At 63.4% G+C, this 19,851-nt stretch carries 17 protein-coding genes; 11 read left to right on the top strand and 6 right to left on the bottom strand.

Going from position 1 to position 19,851, the window contains the following annotated elements; translation table 11 throughout:
* Positions 1 to 10: 10 nt before the first annotated feature.
* The 6 genes from J2S73_RS11825 to J2S73_RS11800 all read right to left on the bottom strand — a co-directional run bounded on the left by J2S73_RS11825 (position 11) and on the right by J2S73_RS11800 (position 7,961).
* A complete protein-coding gene (locus J2S73_RS11825) occupies positions 11 to 796 on the bottom strand; it encodes an SDR family NAD(P)-dependent oxidoreductase (protein WP_306885740.1) in 786 nt (261 codons plus the stop codon).
* Between the two features lie 89 nt (positions 797 to 885).
* Complete coding sequence (locus J2S73_RS11820) at positions 886 to 3,246, bottom strand: aldehyde dehydrogenase family protein (protein ID WP_306885739.1); 2,361 nt, start codon at positions 3,244 to 3,246, stop codon at positions 886 to 888.
* Between the two features lie 14 nt (positions 3,247 to 3,260).
* Positions 3,261 to 4,277, bottom strand: coding sequence for a deoxyribose-phosphate aldolase (gene deoC / locus J2S73_RS11815; RefSeq protein ID WP_370874419.1), 1,017 nt, complete (start codon positions 4,275 to 4,277; stop codon positions 3,261 to 3,263).
* A 108-nt stretch (positions 4,278 to 4,385) separates the two neighbouring features.
* Positions 4,386 to 5,405, bottom strand: a complete 1,020-nt coding sequence (locus J2S73_RS11810; protein ID WP_306885737.1) for a galactitol-1-phosphate 5-dehydrogenase — start codon at positions 5,403 to 5,405, stop codon at positions 4,386 to 4,388.
* Positions 5,406 to 5,453: 48 nt separating this feature from the next.
* Complete coding sequence (locus tag J2S73_RS11805) at positions 5,454 to 7,040, bottom strand: alcohol dehydrogenase catalytic domain-containing protein (protein WP_306885736.1); 1,587 nt, start codon at positions 7,038 to 7,040, stop codon at positions 5,454 to 5,456.
* A gap of 3 nt (positions 7,041 to 7,043) precedes the next feature.
* Positions 7,044 to 7,961, bottom strand: coding sequence for a MurR/RpiR family transcriptional regulator (locus tag J2S73_RS11800; RefSeq protein WP_306885735.1), 918 nt, complete (start codon positions 7,959 to 7,961; stop codon positions 7,044 to 7,046).
* Between the two features lie 290 nt (positions 7,962 to 8,251).
* Here J2S73_RS11800 and J2S73_RS11795 point away from each other — a divergent pair, with 290 nt between their 5' ends.
* The 11 genes from J2S73_RS11795 to glpK all read left to right on the top strand — a co-directional run bounded on the left by J2S73_RS11795 (position 8,252) and on the right by glpK (position 19,839).
* Positions 8,252 to 9,406: an ABC transporter ATP-binding protein gene (locus J2S73_RS11795; protein ID WP_306885734.1), complete on the top strand. Its 1,155-nt coding sequence runs from the start codon at positions 8,252 to 8,254 to the stop codon at positions 9,404 to 9,406.
* A gap of 84 nt (positions 9,407 to 9,490) precedes the next feature.
* Entirely contained in the window at positions 9,491 to 10,915 is a 1,425-nt protein-coding gene (locus tag J2S73_RS11790; RefSeq protein WP_306885733.1) for an extracellular solute-binding protein, read from the top strand.
* A gap of 224 nt (positions 10,916 to 11,139) precedes the next feature.
* Positions 11,140 to 12,117: a carbohydrate ABC transporter permease gene (locus J2S73_RS11785; protein ID WP_306885732.1), complete on the top strand. Its 978-nt coding sequence runs from the start codon at positions 11,140 to 11,142 to the stop codon at positions 12,115 to 12,117.
* Positions 12,118 to 12,174: 57 nt separating this feature from the next.
* Entirely contained in the window at positions 12,175 to 12,987 is an 813-nt protein-coding gene (locus J2S73_RS11780; protein WP_306885731.1) for a carbohydrate ABC transporter permease, read from the top strand.
* A 30-nt stretch (positions 12,988 to 13,017) separates the two neighbouring features.
* Complete coding sequence (locus J2S73_RS11775) at positions 13,018 to 14,169, top strand: ABC transporter ATP-binding protein (RefSeq protein WP_306885730.1); 1,152 nt, start codon at positions 13,018 to 13,020, stop codon at positions 14,167 to 14,169.
* Positions 14,166 to 14,408, top strand: a complete 243-nt coding sequence (locus J2S73_RS11770) for a hypothetical protein (RefSeq protein WP_306885729.1) — start codon at positions 14,166 to 14,168, stop codon at positions 14,406 to 14,408. Before J2S73_RS11775 ends, J2S73_RS11770 begins: the two co-directional genes overlap by 4 nt.
* A 3-nt stretch (positions 14,409 to 14,411) precedes the next feature.
* A complete protein-coding gene (locus tag J2S73_RS11765) occupies positions 14,412 to 15,455 on the top strand; it encodes an ABC transporter ATP-binding protein (protein WP_306885728.1) in 1,044 nt (347 codons plus the stop codon).
* Positions 15,419 to 16,207 carry an SDR family NAD(P)-dependent oxidoreductase gene (locus J2S73_RS11760; RefSeq protein WP_306885727.1) on the top strand — a complete coding sequence of 263 codons (789 nt, stop codon included), beginning with the start codon at positions 15,419 to 15,421 and terminating at the stop codon, positions 16,205 to 16,207. The genes J2S73_RS11765 and J2S73_RS11760 overlap by 37 nt, the downstream gene beginning before the upstream one ends.
* A 12-nt stretch (positions 16,208 to 16,219) precedes the next feature.
* A complete protein-coding gene (locus J2S73_RS11755) occupies positions 16,220 to 17,041 on the top strand; it encodes an ABC transporter permease subunit (RefSeq protein ID WP_306885726.1) in 822 nt (273 codons plus the stop codon).
* Positions 17,038 to 18,315, top strand: coding sequence for a hypothetical protein (locus J2S73_RS11750; protein ID WP_306885725.1), 1,278 nt, complete (start codon positions 17,038 to 17,040; stop codon positions 18,313 to 18,315). The genes J2S73_RS11755 and J2S73_RS11750 overlap by 4 nt, the downstream gene beginning before the upstream one ends.
* 36 nt (positions 18,316 to 18,351) lie before the next feature.
* Positions 18,352 to 19,839, top strand: a complete 1,488-nt coding sequence (glpK, locus tag J2S73_RS11745; RefSeq protein WP_306885724.1) for a glycerol kinase GlpK — start codon at positions 18,352 to 18,354, stop codon at positions 19,837 to 19,839.
* The last annotated feature ends 12 nt before the right edge of the window (positions 19,840 to 19,851 follow it).

Genomic DNA, 19,851 nt, shown 5'->3' with positions numbered 1-19,851 from the left:
CGCGTCCTCCTCAGCCGAAGATCGACCGGACCGTGCCGCCGTCTGCCCGGTGACAGACCCCGTTCATGGCGGTGTTGGTCATCAGCTGGAGGACGCCACGCCCGTGCATCGCCGGGTCGATCAGCGTCCGCGTCAGGTTGGACGGCTGTACAGTGTCATAGAAGTCGGCGAGGAACTGATCCATCGACTTGCTCTGCTCCTCGGCGAGCGAGGCGAAATAGCTCTGGACGGACTCCGTCGCCGTGGTCCCCGGCATGTAGCTGTTGACCCGAACCTTCGTGCCGCGCGTCAGCTCGGCGAGCGAGCGGCTGAGCCCGAGGGTCGCCGACTTCGTCACCGAGTAGGGGACCATGTAACCGATCGAGCGGACCGCGGCCTCGGAGGAAATGAAAACGATCGACCCTGCATTCCGCTCCAGCATATCCTTCATCACGATGCGGGTGATGCGGACCGCCGTCATGACGTTGTGGTCGAAATAGTCGAACCACCGCTCGTCGCTGACTTCGAAGAAGTTGTTGACGTCGAAAATGCCGACATTGTTGATCAGAAAATCCACCGGCCCGAAGCCGTTGGCAAAATCCGCCAGGCGCTGAGGTCCCTCCGAGGTCATGAGGTCGGCGACCACGCCGTGTGCGTTCGGCCCGATCTCGGCGCAGGCTGCATCGAGCTTCTCCTGGCTGCGGCCGTTGATAATGACGATCGCGCCTTCGGCGTGGAGTTGGTCCGCGATGGCCCGGCCGATGCCCGTGGCGCCGCCGGTGACGACCGCGACCTTGTTGGAAATTCCGAAGTCCATTGTCCCGCTCCCTTATGTCGGTCTGCTGGATTGGTCCGCGGCGGCGCGGCCGGGCCGGCAGCCGCATTTGGACTGCCGTCCGCCGGTTCCTATTCGCCGTAAGGGATCCAGATGTTCTTCACCTGGGTGGCGTGGTGAAGGAAGGTCCGGCCCTGACCGTCCGCGCCCAGCCAGTCCCGCGCCGCGCCGTCTTCCACCCAGGTCTGTTTGAGGTTGCCGGCGGATGCCTCTTCGACTTTGCGGCCTCCGTCCTTGGTTCCGAAGTACCACATGGCGTCGACCGCATCGTGGTTCGCCAGCGTCTTGGTCAGCGTCTCGCGCTCGCCAGTGACGATATTCACCACGCCGCCCGGAATGTCCGAGGTGTCGAGCACCTGATAGAGGTCTGTCGCCGCCAGCGGGTGCGTTTGAGACGGCACGGCGACGACCCGGTTACCCATCGCCAGCGCTGGCAGAATCAGAGACACGAAGCCGAGGAGCGGCATTCGGATGGGACAGGCGATGCCGATGACGCCCAGGGGTTCGTACATTGCCAGGGTGACATGGGACGACTTGGTCTGATGCACGGCGCCGTCGAACTTATCGGCCTGTGCGGCGTACCAGAAGATCCGCCGGATCGAGGTTTCCACCTCGCTCTCCGCCGCTTTCTTGGTCTGGCCGAAACTGATCAGCCTGTCGACGAATTCGGCGGACCGGGCCGCGAGGTTCTCGGCCACGTAGTAGAGCACCTGCGCCCGGTTGTGGCCGGTCTGTGCGCCCCAGCCGGCGGCCTTGCAGGCCGCTTCCACCGCGTTGCGGATATCCTTGCGGTTGCCGAGACTCGCAAGGCCGGAATTGCCCTTCGCACCGGCGATCGGATAGACGTAGCCGCTGTCCGGCCGGGCCTGTTTTCCGCCGATATAGAGCTTGGCCGTGCGGTCGATGGTGCCGCCGGCGACCGGATCCGAAGGGTAGGGCTTCAGCGCGGGAAGATCGGATTCGCTCGAGCGCGACTTCGGCCGGGGCTCTGCCAGATAGGCCCGCATGCCCTCGCGTCCCCCCTCGCGGCCGAAGCCGCTTTCCCGATAGCCGCCGAAGCCCGCGCCGGCATCGAAGAGGTTGGCGCAGTTCACCCAGGTGACGCCCGCCCTGACCTGTGCGGCGATATCGATCGCGAGGTTGATGTTCTCCGACCAGATCGACGCCGCCAGCCCGTAGCGCGTGTTGTTGGCGAGCGACACCGCGTCCTCAGGGGTGCGGAAGGTGGTCAGCGTGACTACCGGACCGAAGATTTCCTCCGTCGCCAGGATTGAGGCCGGCTGAACGTTGGTGACTAGCGTCGGCGGATAGAAGCAGCCGCCTGGCGCCTCGCCCTGATGAAGCACGGCACCCTCGGCCACGCCCTGCTCAACGAGCGAGCGGATGCGCTCGAGCTGAACCGGATGCACCACCGCACCCACATCCGTGGACTTCTCCAATGGATCACCGGCAATCAGGGTTGCCAGGCGTCGACGCAGAAGCTGCTCGAAGCGCTCCGCAACGGCTTCGGCCACGAGGATGCGCGAGCCCGCGCAACAGACCTCGCCCTGGTTGAACCAGATGGAATCGACCACGCCCTCGACTGCGGCGTCGAGGTCGGCGTCGGCGAAGACGATGAACGGGGACTTGCCGCCGAGTTCCAGCGTCAGCCCCTTCCCGGAGCCTGCCGTCTGGCGCCGGATGATTTTGCCGACCTGGGTCGAGCCGGTGAAGGCGACTTTGTTCACGTCCTTGTGGCCGGTGACCGCCGCGCCGGTCTCGCCGTCGCCGGTGACGATGTTCAGGACGCCTTTTGGCAGTCCGATCTCGTGCGCGATCCCGGCGAAGGCCAGTGCCGTGAGCGGAGTGTACTCGGCCGGTTTCAGCACGACGGTATTGCCCGCGGCCAGGGCCGGCGCGACCTTCCAAGCCAGCATCAGGAGCGGGAAGTTCCACGGAATGACCTGACCGCAGACCCCGTGCGGCCTGGCGTCGGGAAACTCGTCCTCGAGGATCTCCGCCCAGCCGGCGTGGTGGTAGAAGTGCCGGACGACCAAGGGGATGTCGATGTCGCGACTCTCGCGGATGGGCTTGCCGTTGTCGATGGTCTCCAGGACCGCGAGGAAGCGGCTGTGCTGCTGCACGTGCCTGGCGATTGCGTAAAGGTAACGCGCGCGTTCGTGGCCGGAGAGCGCGGCCCAGCCGGGCTGCGCCGAGCGGGCGGCCTTCACCGCGGCATCGACGTCCTCCGCGCGGCCCTGGCTGACCTTGGCGATGACTTTGCCGGTGGCCGGGTTGGTCACCTCGAAGAGAGCTGACGGCCCTGTGAATGCGCCGCCGATGAAGTGACCGAAACCGTCGGCATGCTCGGCGAGCCAATCATCGACGATCGCCGGGCTTTCGGGAGCAGGTCCATAGTCCATGGTCTTGAGGATGTCCTGAATGATGGTCATGGCGATCCTCCGGATCAGGCGAGTGCGTGGCGCGTGGTGTCCGCGTAGCGGCCGGTCACGTAGTGTTCGAGTTGGCGCTCCAGATCGCCCAGCAGGGACGACGCGCCGAGCCGCAGCAGCGTCGGCGACAGCCACTCGCGGCCGAGCTCTTCCTTCATGAGCACCTGCCAGTTCATCGCATCCTTGGCGGTCTTGATGCCGCCCGCCGGTTTGAAGCCGACCCGGTGCCCGGTTGCGTCGAGATAGTCGCGGATCGCGTGCGCCATCACGAGGCTGACGGGCAGGGTGGCGTTCACGCCTTCTTTGCCGGTCGAGGTCTTGATGAAGTCCGCCCCCGCCTGCATCGCCACCATCGAGGCGGCATAGACGTTCCGGTATGTGCGCAGCTCGCCGGTCGCGAGAATGGTCTTCAGATGCGCCCGGCCGCAAACCTCGCGCATGCGGGCGATCTCGTCGTAGAGTGCGGACCAGTTTCCGTTCAGCACATGCTCGCGGGTGATGACGATGTCGATCTCATCGGCGCCTTCGCCAACGGCGTAGCGGATCTCTTCCAGCCGAAGAGAGAGCGGCATAAGGCCAGCGGGAAATCCGGTGGCGACTGAGGCGACCGGGATGCCGGAGCCATCGAGCGCGTGAACCGCCGGAGCGACCATCGTGGGGTAGACGCAGACCGCGCCGGTCGTCACCTGGTCGGCTGCAAGCGCGAGGCCCTCAAGGATGTGAGGTGCAAGCGGCCGGCGGGCCTTGGCGCAGAGCCGTCTCACCCGCTCGGGAGTGTCGTCGCCGGCGAGCGTGGTCAGATCCATGCACCGTATCGCATTGACCAACCAGGCGGCCTGCCACTCCTTCTTGATGGAGCGTCGCTTGGTCAGCGAGTCCGTTCGCCGTTCGGCGGCGCTCCGGTTGGTCTGATGCCCCTCGAACATGTCCGGGCTTAGCCGGGTGCCGGGATTGCGGTGGTCAGCGGGTGTCAGCACGACCGCCTGCGCGCCGGTCTGGGATGCGAAGGCGGCGGATGTTTCAGCTGTCATGATAATCCTCCACGAGGGATGCGAAGGCCGACCGGTGGGCGCCGAGGCTCCGCACGGTTCGTGAGCCCCGTGTGTCCGGGCGTGGCGGGCTCCTACCGGCGGCGGCCGCTACGGTCTGAACAGAACCTTCGAGAAATGCAGATCCTTTGCTGCGAAGCGCCGGAAGATCTCCGGCAGTTCGCTTAGATCGAGATCGTGCGAGATCAGGAACTCCCACCGGAGCTCGCCTGTCCCGAACTTCTCGATCGTGGTGGTCCATTGCGGGCCGGGGAAGGGAGAGCCGAAACTGTTCCACGACCCGTGTAGCGAGATTTCCTGACGGAGCAGATACTGGAAAGTCTTGTTGGCGAGCGTCACGTCCGGCACCGGAATCCCGATGAAGACGACATGACCACCGGGCGCGGCCAAGGTCACGGCGTTGTTGATCGAAGCCTCGAACCCAACGGCTTCGACGACGAGGTCGGCCTTGTCCTGCAACTGATCGAAGTCGGTCGCGAGCACACAAATCGAGGCGCCGGCCTCGCGGGCCAGCTCCAGTTTGTCCTCCGATACATCGACGGCGATCACTTCGGATGCCCCCATCATGCGCATCCACTGAATGACGAACAGGCCGATGGGGCCGCAGCCGACGACGCCGCCAGTCTGTCCGGCCGTGATCCCGCCGCCCTTCCAGATCGCATGCAGCGCGATGGACGCGGGATCGGTCATTGCGATCGCCCGTGGGTCGGCATGCTGCGCGGTCTTGATCAGGTTCTGTACCGGAACCGCGACATATTCGGCGTAGGCGCCATCCCGTCGGCTGCCGAAATAGTCGTAGTCACGGCACCGCGAAAAATTGCCGGTCAGGCATTGCGAGCACTTGTTGCAGGGCAGGAGCGGGGCGACGCCGACAAGCTCGCCTTGTTCCCAGCCTTCGACACCGTCGCCGAGCTCGGTGATGTGGCCGGCGAACTCGTGCCCGGTGATAAGCGGCATCTTCCAGGCACCCTTGGTCAGCATGCGCGGAAGATCCGATCCACAGACACCGACCGAGGCGACGCGGACGAGAACCTGCCCAGGTCCGGCCCTCGGGACCTCCTGCTCCTCCAGCCGTATGTCGCCGGGGGCGTGAAGCACGATGGCGCGCATGAAAGTTCCTCCCTTTGCGTCCTTGTCCGGTTTTATTGGGCGTCTCGACTAGATCCGCTGCGACTGGTGATCGGCTCCTGTCAGGTCCGCCTCTTCTTCTTCGATCCATCCGTCCGTCAGACCGCGGAAAGGCAGCTCCGGCGTCTGCGGGTAGAGCACGACCTTGCCTGCGACGCTGCCGTCGCTGACAGCGGCCAATGCCTCGGGAAGCGACCGGATGCCGGCGACGCCCTTGATGTTTTCCGTCAGGTTCAGCTTGCCGGACATGGCCCGCGACAGGACGCCCTGCATGTCGGCCACGGAGCAGCCGGTGGATCCCGTCAGCCGCTTGCCCGAGACCGCGACGCCGGACAGGTCGAAGGGCACTTTGTCGCCATAGGGAAACCCGGCAAAGACCGCGAGCAGGCCGTCCGGTGCCAGTGCCGCCGCGGCTGCAGAGACAGCGCTCACGTCCGGTGCGACCACGACCGCGTCGTCGATGCCGTGTGGGGCGTATGCCGCGACAGCCTCGGAAAGCGCGCTTCCTTCACATACGATGAGCGTCCGCTTCTGGCGGTCCGCAACCGGCTCGAAGTCGGCCTTCAGTGCTTCCAGCCGGGCACCCTTGCGCGAGGTCGCAATGACCATGCTGGGCCCGTCTTCCAGTTGGAGCAGCCGGTGGACGTGGATCCGGCCCATTGCTCCGCCGGCGCCGTGCACAAGGGCGACGCCTCCCGGTTTGACCTCAAACCGCTGGTGCTCCGGCCGCAGTGCATCGAGAAAGTCCGCCTCGGTTGTTCCGACGAAGCTGAGGGCGTCATAGTGTATGCGCACGGGATCGATCGCGACCGGAGGGGTGAGCGTGCGCCGAGCCTGGAGCAGCAGGCCGCCGTCCGCGAGACACGGCGGTAAAAGCGCAAGCGTGTCGGCGTCGAGCTCGCCGAGCGCGATGATGTCGTCGAAACGCGCCCGGGCCAGGTCGCTCTCGGATATCGTCTTAAACTGTAGCCCGTCGAGAAAGGCCGGCGGGGTGACCGCACCGGCCTCCAGTACGGTGAGGTCGGGCCAGATCGGCGGCTCGGCGGTGCCGAAGCTGTCTGCGTCTTTGCCGAGCACGATCAGCGTCGGCCTTTGCGGACAGAGCGTGCTTCGGCCGGTCGGACGGTAGGCCCGCTCGACGCAGCCATAGGGCTCCAACATTGCGATCGCTGCAGCCGGCAGCGTTTCGGGTGCCTCGAACACGTAGCCGTTCAACTCATCGGGACCGAGCCGCAGGAATTGGGCAAAACCGCCCGGGCGATCCATCCCGACGATCACGCGCTTGCCGTTCAGGCGCATGGCAGGTTGCAGGGCGAGGCGCTGCCCTGGCCGAAAGCGATCCCGCAAGGCCGTGCCCACCTGGTGGACACGGAGGCACACCTCGTGACCGAGCACCGTGTCCACGGGACCGTTTGCCGAACTGAAAAGCGGATGGTGGGTCCCCAGGCGGATGATTTTCAGATCCGACGAACAGATCGAAACCGCCTCGACCCGCGCGATCACTTCGTCCGGGGCAGGCTCCCGAAGGGGAACATGTTGGGGCGATTGCCGAAGCAGCTCCTCAAGCGGTCCACCACGGTAGGGCCATTGCAGATATTGCGCTTCGCCCCACGCCAACGCTCAGCCCTTTCCGTTCATCTGGCGGTTGCTGCGGCTTCTTTGGATGAAGCGGTCACCACGTCGAACGGAGCTGACGGAGCGGTCGTAGTCAGACACGGCAACGACGCTGTAGAGTGCGTCGATCGCGATGAGCTGGCCGAACTTGCTCAGCATGCTTTCGTGCAGCGGCTCGTTTCCGGGCGAGGCGTATCCGGTCGGCGTGACCAGGGTGACGTCGGCGATCCGCGCCAGGGGCGACTCGCCGAAGGAGGTGACCGCAATCGTCCCCGCGCCAGCCGCCTGGGCTTCCGCAAGCGCTGAAACGGTGTGGGTAGTGCGGCCGGAATCGCTGATTCCTAGGGCGACCGCCCGTTTGGTCAACGCGCTTGCCATCAACTGTTGTGTGTTGTGGTCAGAGGTCGAGACGACGGGGATGCCGATTCGTGAAAATCGGATCACCGCGTTGTCGCAGGCGAGGTCGGACAGGCCGGCCGCAAACACATAGAGAGCGCTGGCGTTGTGGATCAGGGCAGCAGCCCGGTCCAGCGCGACCGGATCGAGGGTCGACAGGCAGGCGCGTGCGACGTCGGACGTGCGATGCGCAACCTTGTGCAGGATCGAGGCCGTAGAATCCTCGCGCCCGATGCTTTCGTACAGGGAACCTTCGTCGGACTGGGTCTCGCGCCCCTTCGCTTCGCCGACACGCTCTTCTGCCAGCCGCAGCTGGAAATCGCGGAAGCTCTTGATGCCGATGCTGCGAACGAAACGGCTGACCGAAGCTTCCGAGACGGAATAGGCGAGCGCGAGCTCTTTGACGCTCATCCTGCGGGCCAGCTCGGGGCGGTCCAATACCTGATCGGCAACCGCCTGCAGCGACGGTTTCAAGCTGCCGCGAATGCCCTGGATGTGATCGAGGATCCCAATTTCCACGCCTGTCACTCTTTTTCGCCTCCAGCGCCTTGGGCCCTGTTTGGGTGGGGCGCTTCGAGGCTACAATACTCATTCATGAAAAGATCCTTCAAGGAATTTTAGTTTCTAGACACATAATTTCATGCCTGCTACCGTCCTCGGTAGTTGCGTCGCCTGAAGTGAGAGCCGTCTGAGCGGCCGGGTGGTGACGGGCGACGTTGAGGGAGGATTGGTTTTGCGAATGTCCGCTCTTCCACGGGGGCCGGTGCCGGCAATCGAGAGCTTTCCGGCGTTCTGCGGCGATCTGCGGTAGGCGTCCGATGGGCGAGCTTCGCGTCGAGACTCTCTCCAAGACATTCAAGGATGGAACCCAGGCGCTGAAGGGCGTCTCGCTGCATGTGGAGGATCGTGAGGCCGTCTTCCTGCTTGGACCCTCGGGCGCCGGGAAAACGACGACCTTGCGCATCATAGCGGGCTTGGAGGAGGTGACGCAGGGTGCCGTGTGGATCCGCGGGCGGAATGTCACGACCTGGAGTCCTCGCGACCGCAATGTCGCGATGGTCTATGACAAGCACTCGCTGTTCCCGCACATGGCCGTCTTCGAAAACCTCGCTTACCCGCTGCGCGCGCGCCGGCTGGCGAAGAACGACATCAGGTCGCGGATTGATGCGGTCGCCGACACCCTGCAGATATCGGAACTGCTCGACCGTCGTCCGTCAGAGCTCTCCGGCGGTCAGATGCAGCGGGTCGCGATCGGTCGGGCCTTGGTGCGCGATGCCGACGTTTTTCTTCTGGATGAACCGATTTCGCATCTCGACGCGCAACTGAGGGCGCGAATGCGGGTCGAGTTCAAACGGCTTCAGCGCGAGTTCGAGGCGACAATGCTCTACGTCTCCCACGACCAGCTTGAGGCGATGACGATGGCGGACCGCATAATCCTGATCAACGAAGGTCGGATTGAGCAGGTTGCGGCGCCTCAGACACTGTTCGACGAGCCGGAAACCCTGTTCGCGGCAACCTTCGTGGGCGAGCCCCATATGAATACGTTCCCCGCGCAACTTCATCAGGAAGCAGGGAACGCGCGCCTTCTGATTGCGGGCGGCGATGTCCCGATCGACGACGATTGGCTGGGACGCGGACCTGACCTCTCTGCCGTTCAGGATCTCATTGCCGGGATCCGGCCGCAGCAGGTCACGTTGGCGCGGCCGGACGAGAGGGGCGCCGGGATCATCCGGGGCGTCGTCTTCGCTGTGGAAACGCTGGGCTCGCGCGTCGTGTTCGACGTCGAAATCTCAGGCGGCAGCAAGCAGAACGTCGTCCGCGTGCTGACCAGCGTAGACCAGGCACGCGCGTTTCCGCAGGAACTCAATGCGCCCATCGCCGTCCGGATCGACCCGGACTTTGTCTATCTTTTCGACGCTGCCGATGGGCGAACGATCCGCCAGGCGCGGTTTACGACGATGCAGACAATCTGACTCTGGCAGCCCCAAAAATAGGGGCACGGCCCAAGAACAACAACGAGGCCGTTGTCGCATACAGTCAAAAAAGAGGAGGGAACGATGCGAATATTGAAGATTGCCGGACTGGGAGGGATGGCCGTCGCGCTGACCATGCCATTCGCAACGCTGGGACACGCCCAGACTGACGTCCAGAAAGAGCTCGAGGGAACGGAGATCCGGTTTCTGCAGCCGTCCATGCCGCAGTTCGCGGCGCTTGGTCGGTTCATCGACGAGTTCGAAGAGGAGTTCGGCATCACCGTGATCGTCGATCAGGTGCCGTTCGACCAGTATCGACAGAAGTCGCTAGTCGAGATGCAGCAGGGCACGGGTGCCTACGACATCTATGCCGTCGACGTCATGTGGCTCGCCGAGTACGCAGCCGCCGGGTTCCTTCAACCGATCATGGACTATGTCAAAAACCCGGACCTGACGGCCGAAGGTTACGATATCGACGACTTCCTGCCCCGGATTATTTCCGGCAGCGGCGTCTATGACGAGACACTCTACACGATTCCGATCGGTGCCGCGCCGACCGGAACGACTTTCCGCAAGGATGTGGCGGAAGAGGCGGGTATCGACTTGCCCGAGCGCTTCGATCCGAAGTTCACCACGGACTTCATGTACGATGCCGCGGCGAAGGTGAACAATCCGGAGACCGGCATGATTGGCTTTGCCAATATGCCCGGCCGCTGGTTCTGGGGCGTAACCTATCTGCCCTATCTTTATGCCTTCCAGACGCCCGAGACCAAGGGCGACGAATATGTCGATGAAGAATGGAAGATCACCATCGACAACGAGCGGACGATCGACTCGATCAATTACTTCACCAGCTTCAAGGAGTTCATGCCCGCCGACAGTGCCAACTGGGGCATCGGCGAGGCGACGGCCGTCTATCAGGCCGGGAACGCCTTCGGCACCTGGAGCTACACCGAGTTCATCAACGGCTTCTTCGAGGATCCGGAGACACAGCCCGAGATCGCCGGCAAGAATGTGCACCTGCACACGCCGGCTGGGCCGCACGGCGTGATCGATCCCTGGTTCGGCGCGTGGACACTCGGAATCTCTCGGGATTCCAAGAACAAGGAGGCCGCCTGGACGTTCATCCAGTGGATTACCTCACCGGAGATCCAGGAACGGGCGACGGAATTCGGCGCACCGCCGGTCCGCCATTCCACCTACAAATCCGAGACTCTGGCCGAGCATCAGCCGTGGTGGACGGACGTCTACGAATACATGCTCAATACCACCAATCCGGATGAGCGCATCCGCGTGCCGGAGTGGGCCGAGATCTCCGACATCATGGGCGAGGAAGGCAACCGGGTCTGGATCGGCGAGATCGATGCGGAAACGGCAGCCGCCAACATGCAGCGTCGCATGACGCAGGTGATGCGCCGGGGCGGCTACTACATTCCGGGCCGCGAGAATCCGCCGCAGCACTGGCGCGATCTCACCTACTACGACCGCCTTCCCTCGGAATGGAACTGAAGCGCCTTTCGGCCGGACCCGTTGGCACGTCCAGCGGGTCCACCCGATCGGTTCGTCTGAAGCCTTTTCCGTTCAGATGGCTCCATCTGAGCGACGTGAAATGAATTTAGAATCAATAGTTTGAGCAAGTCTCGGTTGGTCAGAACAATGCCGATTGATCGGGACCTGCTCCGAGCGGTTGACAAGATTCACGGTTCTTCCGGCACACGAAAGGCAGGGAAGGGATGACGCGAGCCGAAAGCATCGGCGTCGGAACCGCGAAGGCGGAGAAGACCCCGGCAAACAGACGGAGCCTGCTTGCCCGGTTCGGTCCCTCCAACCGCAAGGTGTTTCCGTGGGTGTTGATGGCGCCCACGCTGCTCATCCTGTTCGCGATGGGCGTCTATCCCTTCCTCTATGCGCTGTTCATCGCCAGCCAGAACGTGGTCCTATCGAAGCCCTATCTCCCGCAGATCTTCATGGGACTCTACCAGTATCAGCTGGTGATTCAGGACCCGGAATTCTGGCACGCGCTTCGGCTGACGACGATTTTCACTCTCGAAGCCGTATTCGTCGAATTCTGGCTCGGGCTCGGGCTCGCGCTCCTGTTCCAGCGTGCCTTGCGGTTTGGGTCGGTGCTGCGGATCTTCATCATGATCCCAATGGTACTGCCACCGCTCGTGGCCGCGCTCATCTGGCGGTACATGTTCTATCCCGGAACGGGGCTGGTGACCTACTATTCCGGGCTGGTCACGGATTTGTTCGGCCAAAGCGCGATCCCGTTTCTCTCCGATCCCGACATCGCGCTCCAGGTCCTGATCTTTGTCGACATCTGGGAATGGACGCCGTTCATGTTCCTGATGATGTCGGCGGGCCTGGCCCAGCTTCCACGCCAGCCATACGAGGCGGCCGAAATTGATGGCGCGTCCGCCTGGCGGGTGTTCTGGACGATCACGTTGCCACTCCTGCGACCCGCAATCCTGATCGCGGTGGTGATCCGGACGATGGATGCGTTCCGCATCTATGAGCTGATCACTGTCATGACGCGCGGAGGGCCGGGCAACGCGACCACCACTCTCAACGTCTATCTCACCAAGACGGGACTGGAGTTTTTCGATGCGTCGAAGGCGGCAGCCATCTCGCTGATCATGATGATGCTGATCGTGGTCATGAGTTTCATTTTCATCCGCCTGCTGCGTTCGCGCACCGACGTGGCCAACTGAGGAGTGCGAGCGATGGTCGGACATAAGCGATCCGAGGTCTCCCCGTCCGGTCCCCCGGTGCAGCGCAACTGGTGGGTCTACCTGGTGGTTTTACTCGTCTGCGTGATCAACTTCATCCCGTATCTCTGGGTCGTACTCACCGGCTTCATGGATCAGACGGCGCTCAACACGGGGCGTCCGGTGTGGGTCTTCTCGCCGACGCTCGAAGCGTTCCGGTATCTGATCTTCGAGAAGCACATCATGCACAACTTCTTCAACAGCGTGGTGATCTCGCTCTCGGCCACCTTCTTCTCGGTCACGATCGGAATGTTCTGCGCCTATGCAATTGCGCGCTACGATTTCCCAGGGCGCGACGATATTTCGTTCTGGGTGCTGACCAACCGGATGATGCCACCGGTGGCCATCCTGATCCCGGTGTTTATCACCTTCCAGACGCTCGGGCTGCTCGACACGCTGGTCGGCATGATCCTGCTCTATACGGCGATGCAGCTTCCGTTCGTGGTCTGGATGCTGACCGGATACTTCCGCGACATACCGCGACGCTACGAAGAGTCGGCGATGGTCGACGGGGACACGTGGTTTCAGGCGTTTCGAAAGGTGACGCTGCCGCTGATGCTTCCATCGATCTCGGCTACGGCGATCTTCGTGATGATCCTGTCGTGGAATGAGTTCGTCTTCGCGACTTTCCTGACCTCCACCCAGGCCAAGACACTGCCGCCGGCGATCCTCGCCTACTCGGTCAGTGCGGACGTGGAATGGAATGTCCTCGGTGCCGCAGTCGTGCTGGTGACCGCGCCGCTGATCCTCTTCGTTCTCATCACCCAGCGCCAACTTATCAGCGGCCTTTCGCAAGGCGTGGCAGGGCGATGACGGGACTCCGAGCGGGCGCAGGAGGCGACAATGGTTGAGCTCGTCGTCGAGAATCTCGAGAAGCGGTTCGGCAATTTCACCGCCGTGACGGACGTCGACATCCATGTGGACGATGGGGAGTTCATCTTCCTTCTCGGTCCGTCGGGATGCGGCAAGACAACCACGCTGCGCATGATCTCCGGGCTCGAGATGCCCAGCGGAGGACGCGTTTTCATCGGCGGGCGCGACGTAACCTACATGCGGGCGCGCTACCGCAGCGTCGGAATGGTCTTCCAAGACTACGGGCTCTATCGCCACATGACCGTTCACAACAACATCGCCTATCCGCTGAAGGTGCGCCGGATGCAGCGGCGGGAAATCGCGGAGAAGGTCGGCCGGGTGGCCGAGACGCTGCAGATCACCGACGTCTTGTCGCGCAAGCCGGACAGCCTTTCGGCGGGACAGCTCCAACGTGTCGCGATCGCGCGGATGCTGGTGCGCGAGGCCGACGTCTTTCTGATGGACGAACCGATGTCGCATCTGGATGCGCAGCTGCGCGGTCAGATGCGGGCGGAACTGCGTCATCTGCAGAAGAGCATCGGCACAACGACCATCTTTGTCACGCACGACCAGCTCGAAGCGATGACGATGGCCGACCGCATCATCGTCATGCGCGCGGGGCGGATCCAGCAGTACGCGACCCCGCTGGAGGTGTTCGAGAACCCAGCGAACGAGTTCGTTGCGACGTTCGTCGGCGAGCCTCAGATGAACGTCTTCGACGTCACGCTTCGTGCGGATCAGGGCGGTGTCGTTGCCGAAGCCGACGGGTTCGTGGTGCCTCTGAACGCGGCTTGGGCCGAGGCGAACGGTTTGCACCGGCGTGTCGGCGAGATCGTTCGGCTCGGCATCCGGCCCGAACACATCTCGCTTGCCCGTCAGGGGGATGAGGGACACGGGATCAACGCCGAGCTCTACTCGTTCGAACCGACGGGCGCGGAAAATCTCTACGTGCTGCGGGTCGGCGGCACCGAACTCACCACCCGAAACTCAACCAACGATACGCGGCATCTCGGCAAGGTCGAGGGGACGATGCTGGGCATGCATTTCGATCCCGACTGGATCTATCTGTTCGACCCCGGCGACGGCCGCACGATCGCACAGGCCGCGGGAAGCCGCTTTGGCGGGAAGGGGAGGCCGGCATGAGAAACACCATCGGGCTTCTGGTCATTCTCGCCTTTCTTCTGGGATCGTGTACGGCGATGGCCGGCGGAATACAGCATTGGCCGGCTTCTCTCATTGCGGTTGCCGTAATCGTGCTCATGAAGATCGCAAACGACCGATACAAAGTCCTCAACTGGCCGCTGGAATTCCTACTTGCTTCGGGGGTGGTGATGATCGTCATCAATCTTGGGCGTCTCTACATAATTCCGATGCCCTACTGAACAATGACCTGGGACCTCGCCCTTTCCGTTCGAGAGCTGGAGAAAAGCTTCGGTCGCAAGCGCGCGCTCGATGGTGTCGGCTTCGACGTCGCGCGAGGCGAGATCGTCGGATTTCTGGGCCCGAATGGAGCAGGCAAAACCACGGTGATGAAGATTGCCCTGGGACTCCTGCGCCCCGATGCAGGCAAGGTGTGGCTTTTCGGGAAGGAGGGTGGCAGCTCGCGCCGGGATATCCGTATGCGCATCGGCTACCTTCAGGAGAAGCCTCCGATCTATCCCGAGATGACGGCGCGCGCCTATCTCACCTTCTTTGCGCAGGTCTACAAGGTGCCCGATCCGGCGCGTCGCGTGGGCGAAGTTCTGGACCGCGTCGGCCTTAACCATGCCGCTGACCGGGTTCTCGCCGGGTTTTCGCGGGGGATGCAGCAGCGCACTTGTCTGGCGCGCGTAATCCTGCACGCACCCGAATTCCTGATCCTCGACGAGCCGATGCTTGGCCTCGATCCGGTCGGCATTGCGGAGATGCGCGGTATCTTCCGCCAGATGCAGGAGGCGGGAGCGACGCTTCTGTTCTCGTCGCACCAACTGGCTGAGATGGAACAGATTTCAGATCGGCTGGTATTCGTCTCGGACGGCAGGGTGATTGCGGAAGGCGCCAAAGAATCGCTCCTGCCTTCGTCAACCCACGACGGTGCGCTCATGGCCGAGATTGCCGAGTCGGCGGAGGCGGCGGTTCGCGCGCTAGGGGACCACGCCGAGGTTGCAGACGTCACGAAGGTCGGGGTGGGCAGACTGCGCGTCGTCGTGAACCCTGCGGGATCTGCACCTGCGATCTCCGACTCTCGCGTACGCCTATCGCGGTTGCTGACGGAGAACGGCTTCACAGTGCTGTCGGTCGGCAATGCGGTTCTCAGCCTCGAAGATCTCTTCTTGAGCTTGACCCAAACCAAGAAGCCCGAACGGGCATGCGACGATCGCCTCGACGGCGAGCCGAAAATGGGGAGGAACCAATGGAGTTCGGATATCGGGGCAAACGCTGCCTCGTAACAGCGTCGACCGGCGGACTCGGGTTCGCCATCGCGTCCGCCATGGCGGCCGAGGGCGCGACGGTGGTGCTGAACGGTCGCACCGAGACCAGTGTCAGATCGGCGATCGATCGGTTGAAGACGGCTGTGCCCGACGCCGATCTCGAGATCGCTGTCGGCAACACGGGCAGCGCCGACGGGTGTGCAGCCGTCTCGGCCGCTTGTCCGGACGTCGACGTGCTGATTCTCAACCTCGGAATCTACGAGGCCATGGACATCTACGAGTCCGGCGATGAGCGCTGGCACGAACTCATCGAAATCAACGTGATGAGCAGCGTGCGGCTTGCTCGCCACTATCTGCCGAGAATGCTGAGGCGCAATCGGGGGCGTGTGGTCTTCATCAACAGCGAGTCCGCGATCAATCCTGCGCCGGAGCTTCCCGCCTACAGCACCACGAAGACGATGCAGCTTTCGCTTGCGCGCAACCTCGCCGAGACCACCAAGAACACCAACGTGACGGTCAATTCCGTCCTGCCGGGCCCAAGCGCGACCGAGGGCGTCGCCAACCTGATCGCAGGGCTCTACCCGGATCTCGAACGGGCGGAAGCGGAGCGACGATTCATTGCCGAGAACCGGCCCACATCGCTCATCCAGCGTCTCGCCAGGCCCGAGGAGGTGGCTGACTTCGTCACGTTCCTCGCCAGCGACCGCACGGGCATCGTCAACGGTGCGGCGCTGCGCATCGATGGCGGCCTGATCCGAACGGTGGTCTAGACGGCGGGTCCCATGCAGTCGCTCGCAACCGATGTCTGGATGGCAGGGCTGATCTTTCGCAGAGAGATCTCGGCGCGGCTGACCTCAATCTGGTTCTTCATCGTGGCGAGTGCGGTGTGCCTGATCGCGTGGATCTATGGCGCCGGCTTCCAATCCTCTTTCGACACCGAATCCATCGTCGTGACGGCGGATCCGCTGAGGGGGCTGGACATTCTCGTAGTCGGGTTCCTCGGCCTTGTCCTGGGGCTCCGGCTTGCGGCGTCGATCGCATGGGAGCGCGAGCACGGGACGATGGAAGTCCTGCTGGTGGGCCCGGTACGGTGGAGAGTGATAATCGCGGCGAAGTTCCTCGTGGAGCTTTGCGTGCTGGTGGTGACCCTTGCGATCTACTGGCTCTACCTGCTTCTGGGTCAGCCGTTGGGAGCGGGCGTCATCCGGGCGGCCGATACCGGATCGATCGCGTTGATGCCCGTGTTCCCGCTGCCCCTGATGGGGCTGGGCCTTTTGATCTCCGCCTGGGCGAGGACGGTGCGAGCCGCGGTCATCGCATTTGTCGTGCTGACGGGCCTGCTGGCGGCCTTTGAGATTTTCCATGGCTATTTGCTGCTGCAGCCGGCGGACGACATGAGCCTGACCGCGCTATACGTGCGTGACATCCTGGAGACGGCGGAGCCCGTGGTGCGCCCGATTTCGGCGATGAGCCATCTGGCAACACCCGCCGAAGCGCTGCTGCGCCAGGGACCGCTTAGGCCGGGGATGATACTGGCCGCAATTGCCCTGACGGCCGTCACGCTCGCGGCATCCCTTCTCGTCGCATGGAGGAGGGGAGCATGATCATGCGTACCTTCATCTTCTTCCTGTTCCTGTCCGCGATGCTCAGTTCGCACCCCGTCACGGCGCTGGAGCCCGAGCGGCGCGAAGTGGTGGTGGTGCACGCGCGTGTCTGGAATGGCCAAGGCTACGAGGAAGTCTACGTTCCCTCCGACAAGGTGGACATCCAGCTTTTATCGGGAGCCGCCAGTGCTTTGGCTTTCGTTCGAACGCTGGAGTATTACTGGCCGCTCTCGCGCCGCTCCTATGTCGATTTCGAGAAGCAGCGCGAGACGATTGAAGGCACGTTGCTGATTACGCGCGACGGCGAGAAGGTCGCCGAAATCCGCCCGCAGTCCTATTCGATCCTCTATCCAGAGGGAGCACGGAACGGCGATGCGTCGCTGATATGGGGCGCGGAGGCGGAGGCGGCCCGGACGGAGCATCTCGAAGCCCAGCGCGATTTCCGCCGCCGCTTCGTCGAAGCCCAGCGAGCCCATCGTGACTATGAACGCCGGCTCGTCAAATCGGGGGCCGACCGCAAGCCCGGTGAAACGGCTGAAGCAATCCCTCCGCCGCCCCCGATCCCGGAACCGTCGATGCGGTTGGTCACCGAGCCGCGTGTCGGTTATCGGGTCGATCTGCGCGCCGGAACCTATCGCATGGAGCTTCGGGCAGACGGCCGGACGGTGCCAGGTACGTCGAAAACCCTGCGGGTCGTGCAGGCCGAAGGACGTGCCGGGCTCGTAGCCGACGTCGTGCCGGAGGAGCGCTGGACGCGTCCGCTCGCCGCCAACACCGAAGAAATGCGTATTTTTGCGCGGCCGGGCACGACCTTCTATCTGACGCTCGCCAATGCCGAGCGGTTCGAGGAAGACGAATACAAACCCGTGGTCTCGCCGCAGGCCAAGGTGGTTCCCGGGCGGGAAATGTGGGTCCGCCGCTCGCAGGCCGACGAGGACGCGCTGTCGCTTGTATGGGCCGATGGGGACACGAGCGCGCTCGAACGTAAGGGGTTCAAGGTCGACCAGACCCGTGGCACCGGCTTCGGTTACGTCGTTCGTACCGCCGCCGAGGGTGAAAGCCCCGATCTGCGCGCCTTTGCCGTGGAGGTGCCGGATGAGCCCTCCCTTCAGAGGGGAACTCTGTCGCGGCCCGAGCAGCCCGATTTTCGCCGCGACATTGTCGCCGTGCATCCCCGCAACGAGATGCTCGGCCTGATCCTCGCTTTCGCGCCGGTCGCGGTTTTCGCGCTTTGGCGCTTCGGGCGCGGCTGGTCGGCTCACAGGAAGCGTTGACCGAACAAGAGTTAACGATGGGAGGAATCGTTGGTTATGGCGAACTACGTCATGGCGCTCGACGCCAGCACCACCAGCGTGTGCGCAATCATCTTCGACCGAAGCGGCAAGGACGTCGCCCGCGAGGCGGAAGAGATCACGCAATACTACCCGGAGCCCGGTTGGGTGGAGCATGACCCGGTCGAAATCTGGAACAAGCAGGTCGCCGTGATGACCGCGGTGTTGAAATCGTCAGGCATCCCGCTCGACGAGATCGCCGCCATCGGCATCACTAACCAGCGCGAGACCTCCGTCATCTGGGATCGGGCGACGGGGGAACCGATCCACAGGGCGATCGTCTGGCAGGACCGTCGTACGTCCCCGATCTGCGATGACTTGCGTCCTGGGATTGAAGACTATGTGGCCGAGAACACAGGTCTCGTGGTCGACTCCTATTTCTCCGCCTCCAAGATCAAGTGGATGCTAGATCAGGTTCCCCGCGCTCGCGAGCGCGCCGCCCGCGGCGAACTTGCCTTCGGCACCATTGACAGCTGGCTGATCTGGAATCTGACCAAGGGCGCTCGCCACGTCACCGACATCAGCAACGCGTCGCGAACGCTGGTCTACAACATCCGCACCATGGAGTGGGACGACAAGCTGCTGGCAACGTTCGACGTTCCCCGCGCACTTCTACCGGAGGTGCTGAAGAGCGCGGACGCGTTCGGCGAGACAAGCCCGGAGCTCCTGGGCCGCCCGGTTCCGATTCGCGCTGCCGTCGGCGACCAGCAGGGCGCGCTCTTCGGCCAGGGCTGCTACGAGCAGCGGATGACGAAGTGCTCCTATGGCACGTCGGCGGCCATTGTAATGAACACCGGCGACAAGTTGTTCCGGCCGGGCGAAGGGTTGCTGGGTACGGTCACCGCAATTGTTGACGATAAGGTAACCTACGCCGTCGAAGGCGTGGTGTTCAATTGCGGGTCGGCGGTGCATTGGCTCCGAAACGAACTTAAGCTGATTTCCAGCCACGACGAGGCGCGGGTATCTACCGAGGACACCAACGGCGTCTACTTCGTGCCGGCATTCAATGGCGTGTTCGCTCCGGTTTACGATCCTTACGCCCGGGGCACGATCGTCGGTCTGACGCGGGGTGCCGGACGCGAGCATCTCATTCGCGCGACGCTGGAATCGATGGCCTTTCAGGTCCACGATTTCATCCGCGCGATCGAAAGCGTGACGGGCCTGCCGCTGGACGAACTGCGCGTGGACGGCGGATCCTGCAAGAACGACTTCGTGATGCAGTTTCAGGCGGACATCTCAAGTCTGCCGGTGCTCCGACCACATGTGACGGAAAGCGCGGCGCGTGGGGCGGCCTATCTGGCCGGGCTCGCTGCCGGTTTGTGGGAAAGCCGCGAAGAGCTGGCGGACACGTTTGGATTGGAGAAGCGGTTCACACCCGGTATGGACCGAGAGAAGGCCGATAAGCGCTATTCCGGCTGGCTGCGCGCGGTGAACCGCTCGCTGGATTGGGCACGGGAGCAGGATTGAGGTCGACTGGAT

It is taken from the genome of Amorphus orientalis, from assembly GCF_030814015.1.
Classification (GTDB): Bacteria; Pseudomonadota; Alphaproteobacteria; order Rhizobiales; family Amorphaceae; genus Amorphus; species Amorphus orientalis.
The sequence above is the reverse complement of the archived record's forward strand: the minus strand, read 5'-3'. Positions and strand labels throughout refer to the sequence as shown.

Bases quoted from the DNA above. Each gene is read 5' to 3' on its own strand.
- J2S73_RS11825 (WP_306885740.1), bottom strand. From the start codon at position 796: ATGGACTTCGGAATTTCCAACAAGGTCGCGGTCGTCACCGGCGGCGCC.
- J2S73_RS11820 (WP_306885739.1), bottom strand. From the start codon at position 3,246: ATGACCATCATTCAGGACATCCTCAAGACCATGGACTATGGACCTGCT.
- deoC (WP_370874419.1), bottom strand. From the start codon at position 4,277: ATGACAGCTGAAACATCCGCCGCCTTCGCATCCCAGACCGGCGCGCAG.
- J2S73_RS11810 (WP_306885737.1), bottom strand. From the start codon at position 5,405: ATGCGCGCCATCGTGCTTCACGCCCCCGGCGACATACGGCTGGAGGAG.
- J2S73_RS11795 (WP_306885734.1), top strand. From the start codon at position 8,252: ATGGGCGAGCTTCGCGTCGAGACTCTCTCCAAGACATTCAAGGATGGA.
- J2S73_RS11790 (WP_306885733.1), top strand. From the start codon at position 9,491: ATGCGAATATTGAAGATTGCCGGACTGGGAGGGATGGCCGTCGCGCTG.
- J2S73_RS11785 (WP_306885732.1), top strand. From the start codon at position 11,140: ATGACGCGAGCCGAAAGCATCGGCGTCGGAACCGCGAAGGCGGAGAAG.
- J2S73_RS11775 (WP_306885730.1), top strand. From the start codon at position 13,018: ATGGTTGAGCTCGTCGTCGAGAATCTCGAGAAGCGGTTCGGCAATTTC.
- J2S73_RS11770 (WP_306885729.1), top strand. From the start codon at position 14,166: ATGAGAAACACCATCGGGCTTCTGGTCATTCTCGCCTTTCTTCTGGGA.
- J2S73_RS11765 (WP_306885728.1), top strand. From the start codon at position 14,412: ATGACCTGGGACCTCGCCCTTTCCGTTCGAGAGCTGGAGAAAAGCTTC.
- J2S73_RS11760 (WP_306885727.1), top strand. From the start codon at position 15,419: ATGGAGTTCGGATATCGGGGCAAACGCTGCCTCGTAACAGCGTCGACC.
- J2S73_RS11755 (WP_306885726.1), top strand. From the start codon at position 16,220: ATGCAGTCGCTCGCAACCGATGTCTGGATGGCAGGGCTGATCTTTCGC.
- J2S73_RS11750 (WP_306885725.1), top strand. From the start codon at position 17,038: ATGATCATGCGTACCTTCATCTTCTTCCTGTTCCTGTCCGCGATGCTC.
- glpK (WP_306885724.1), top strand. From the start codon at position 18,352: ATGGCGAACTACGTCATGGCGCTCGACGCCAGCACCACCAGCGTGTGC.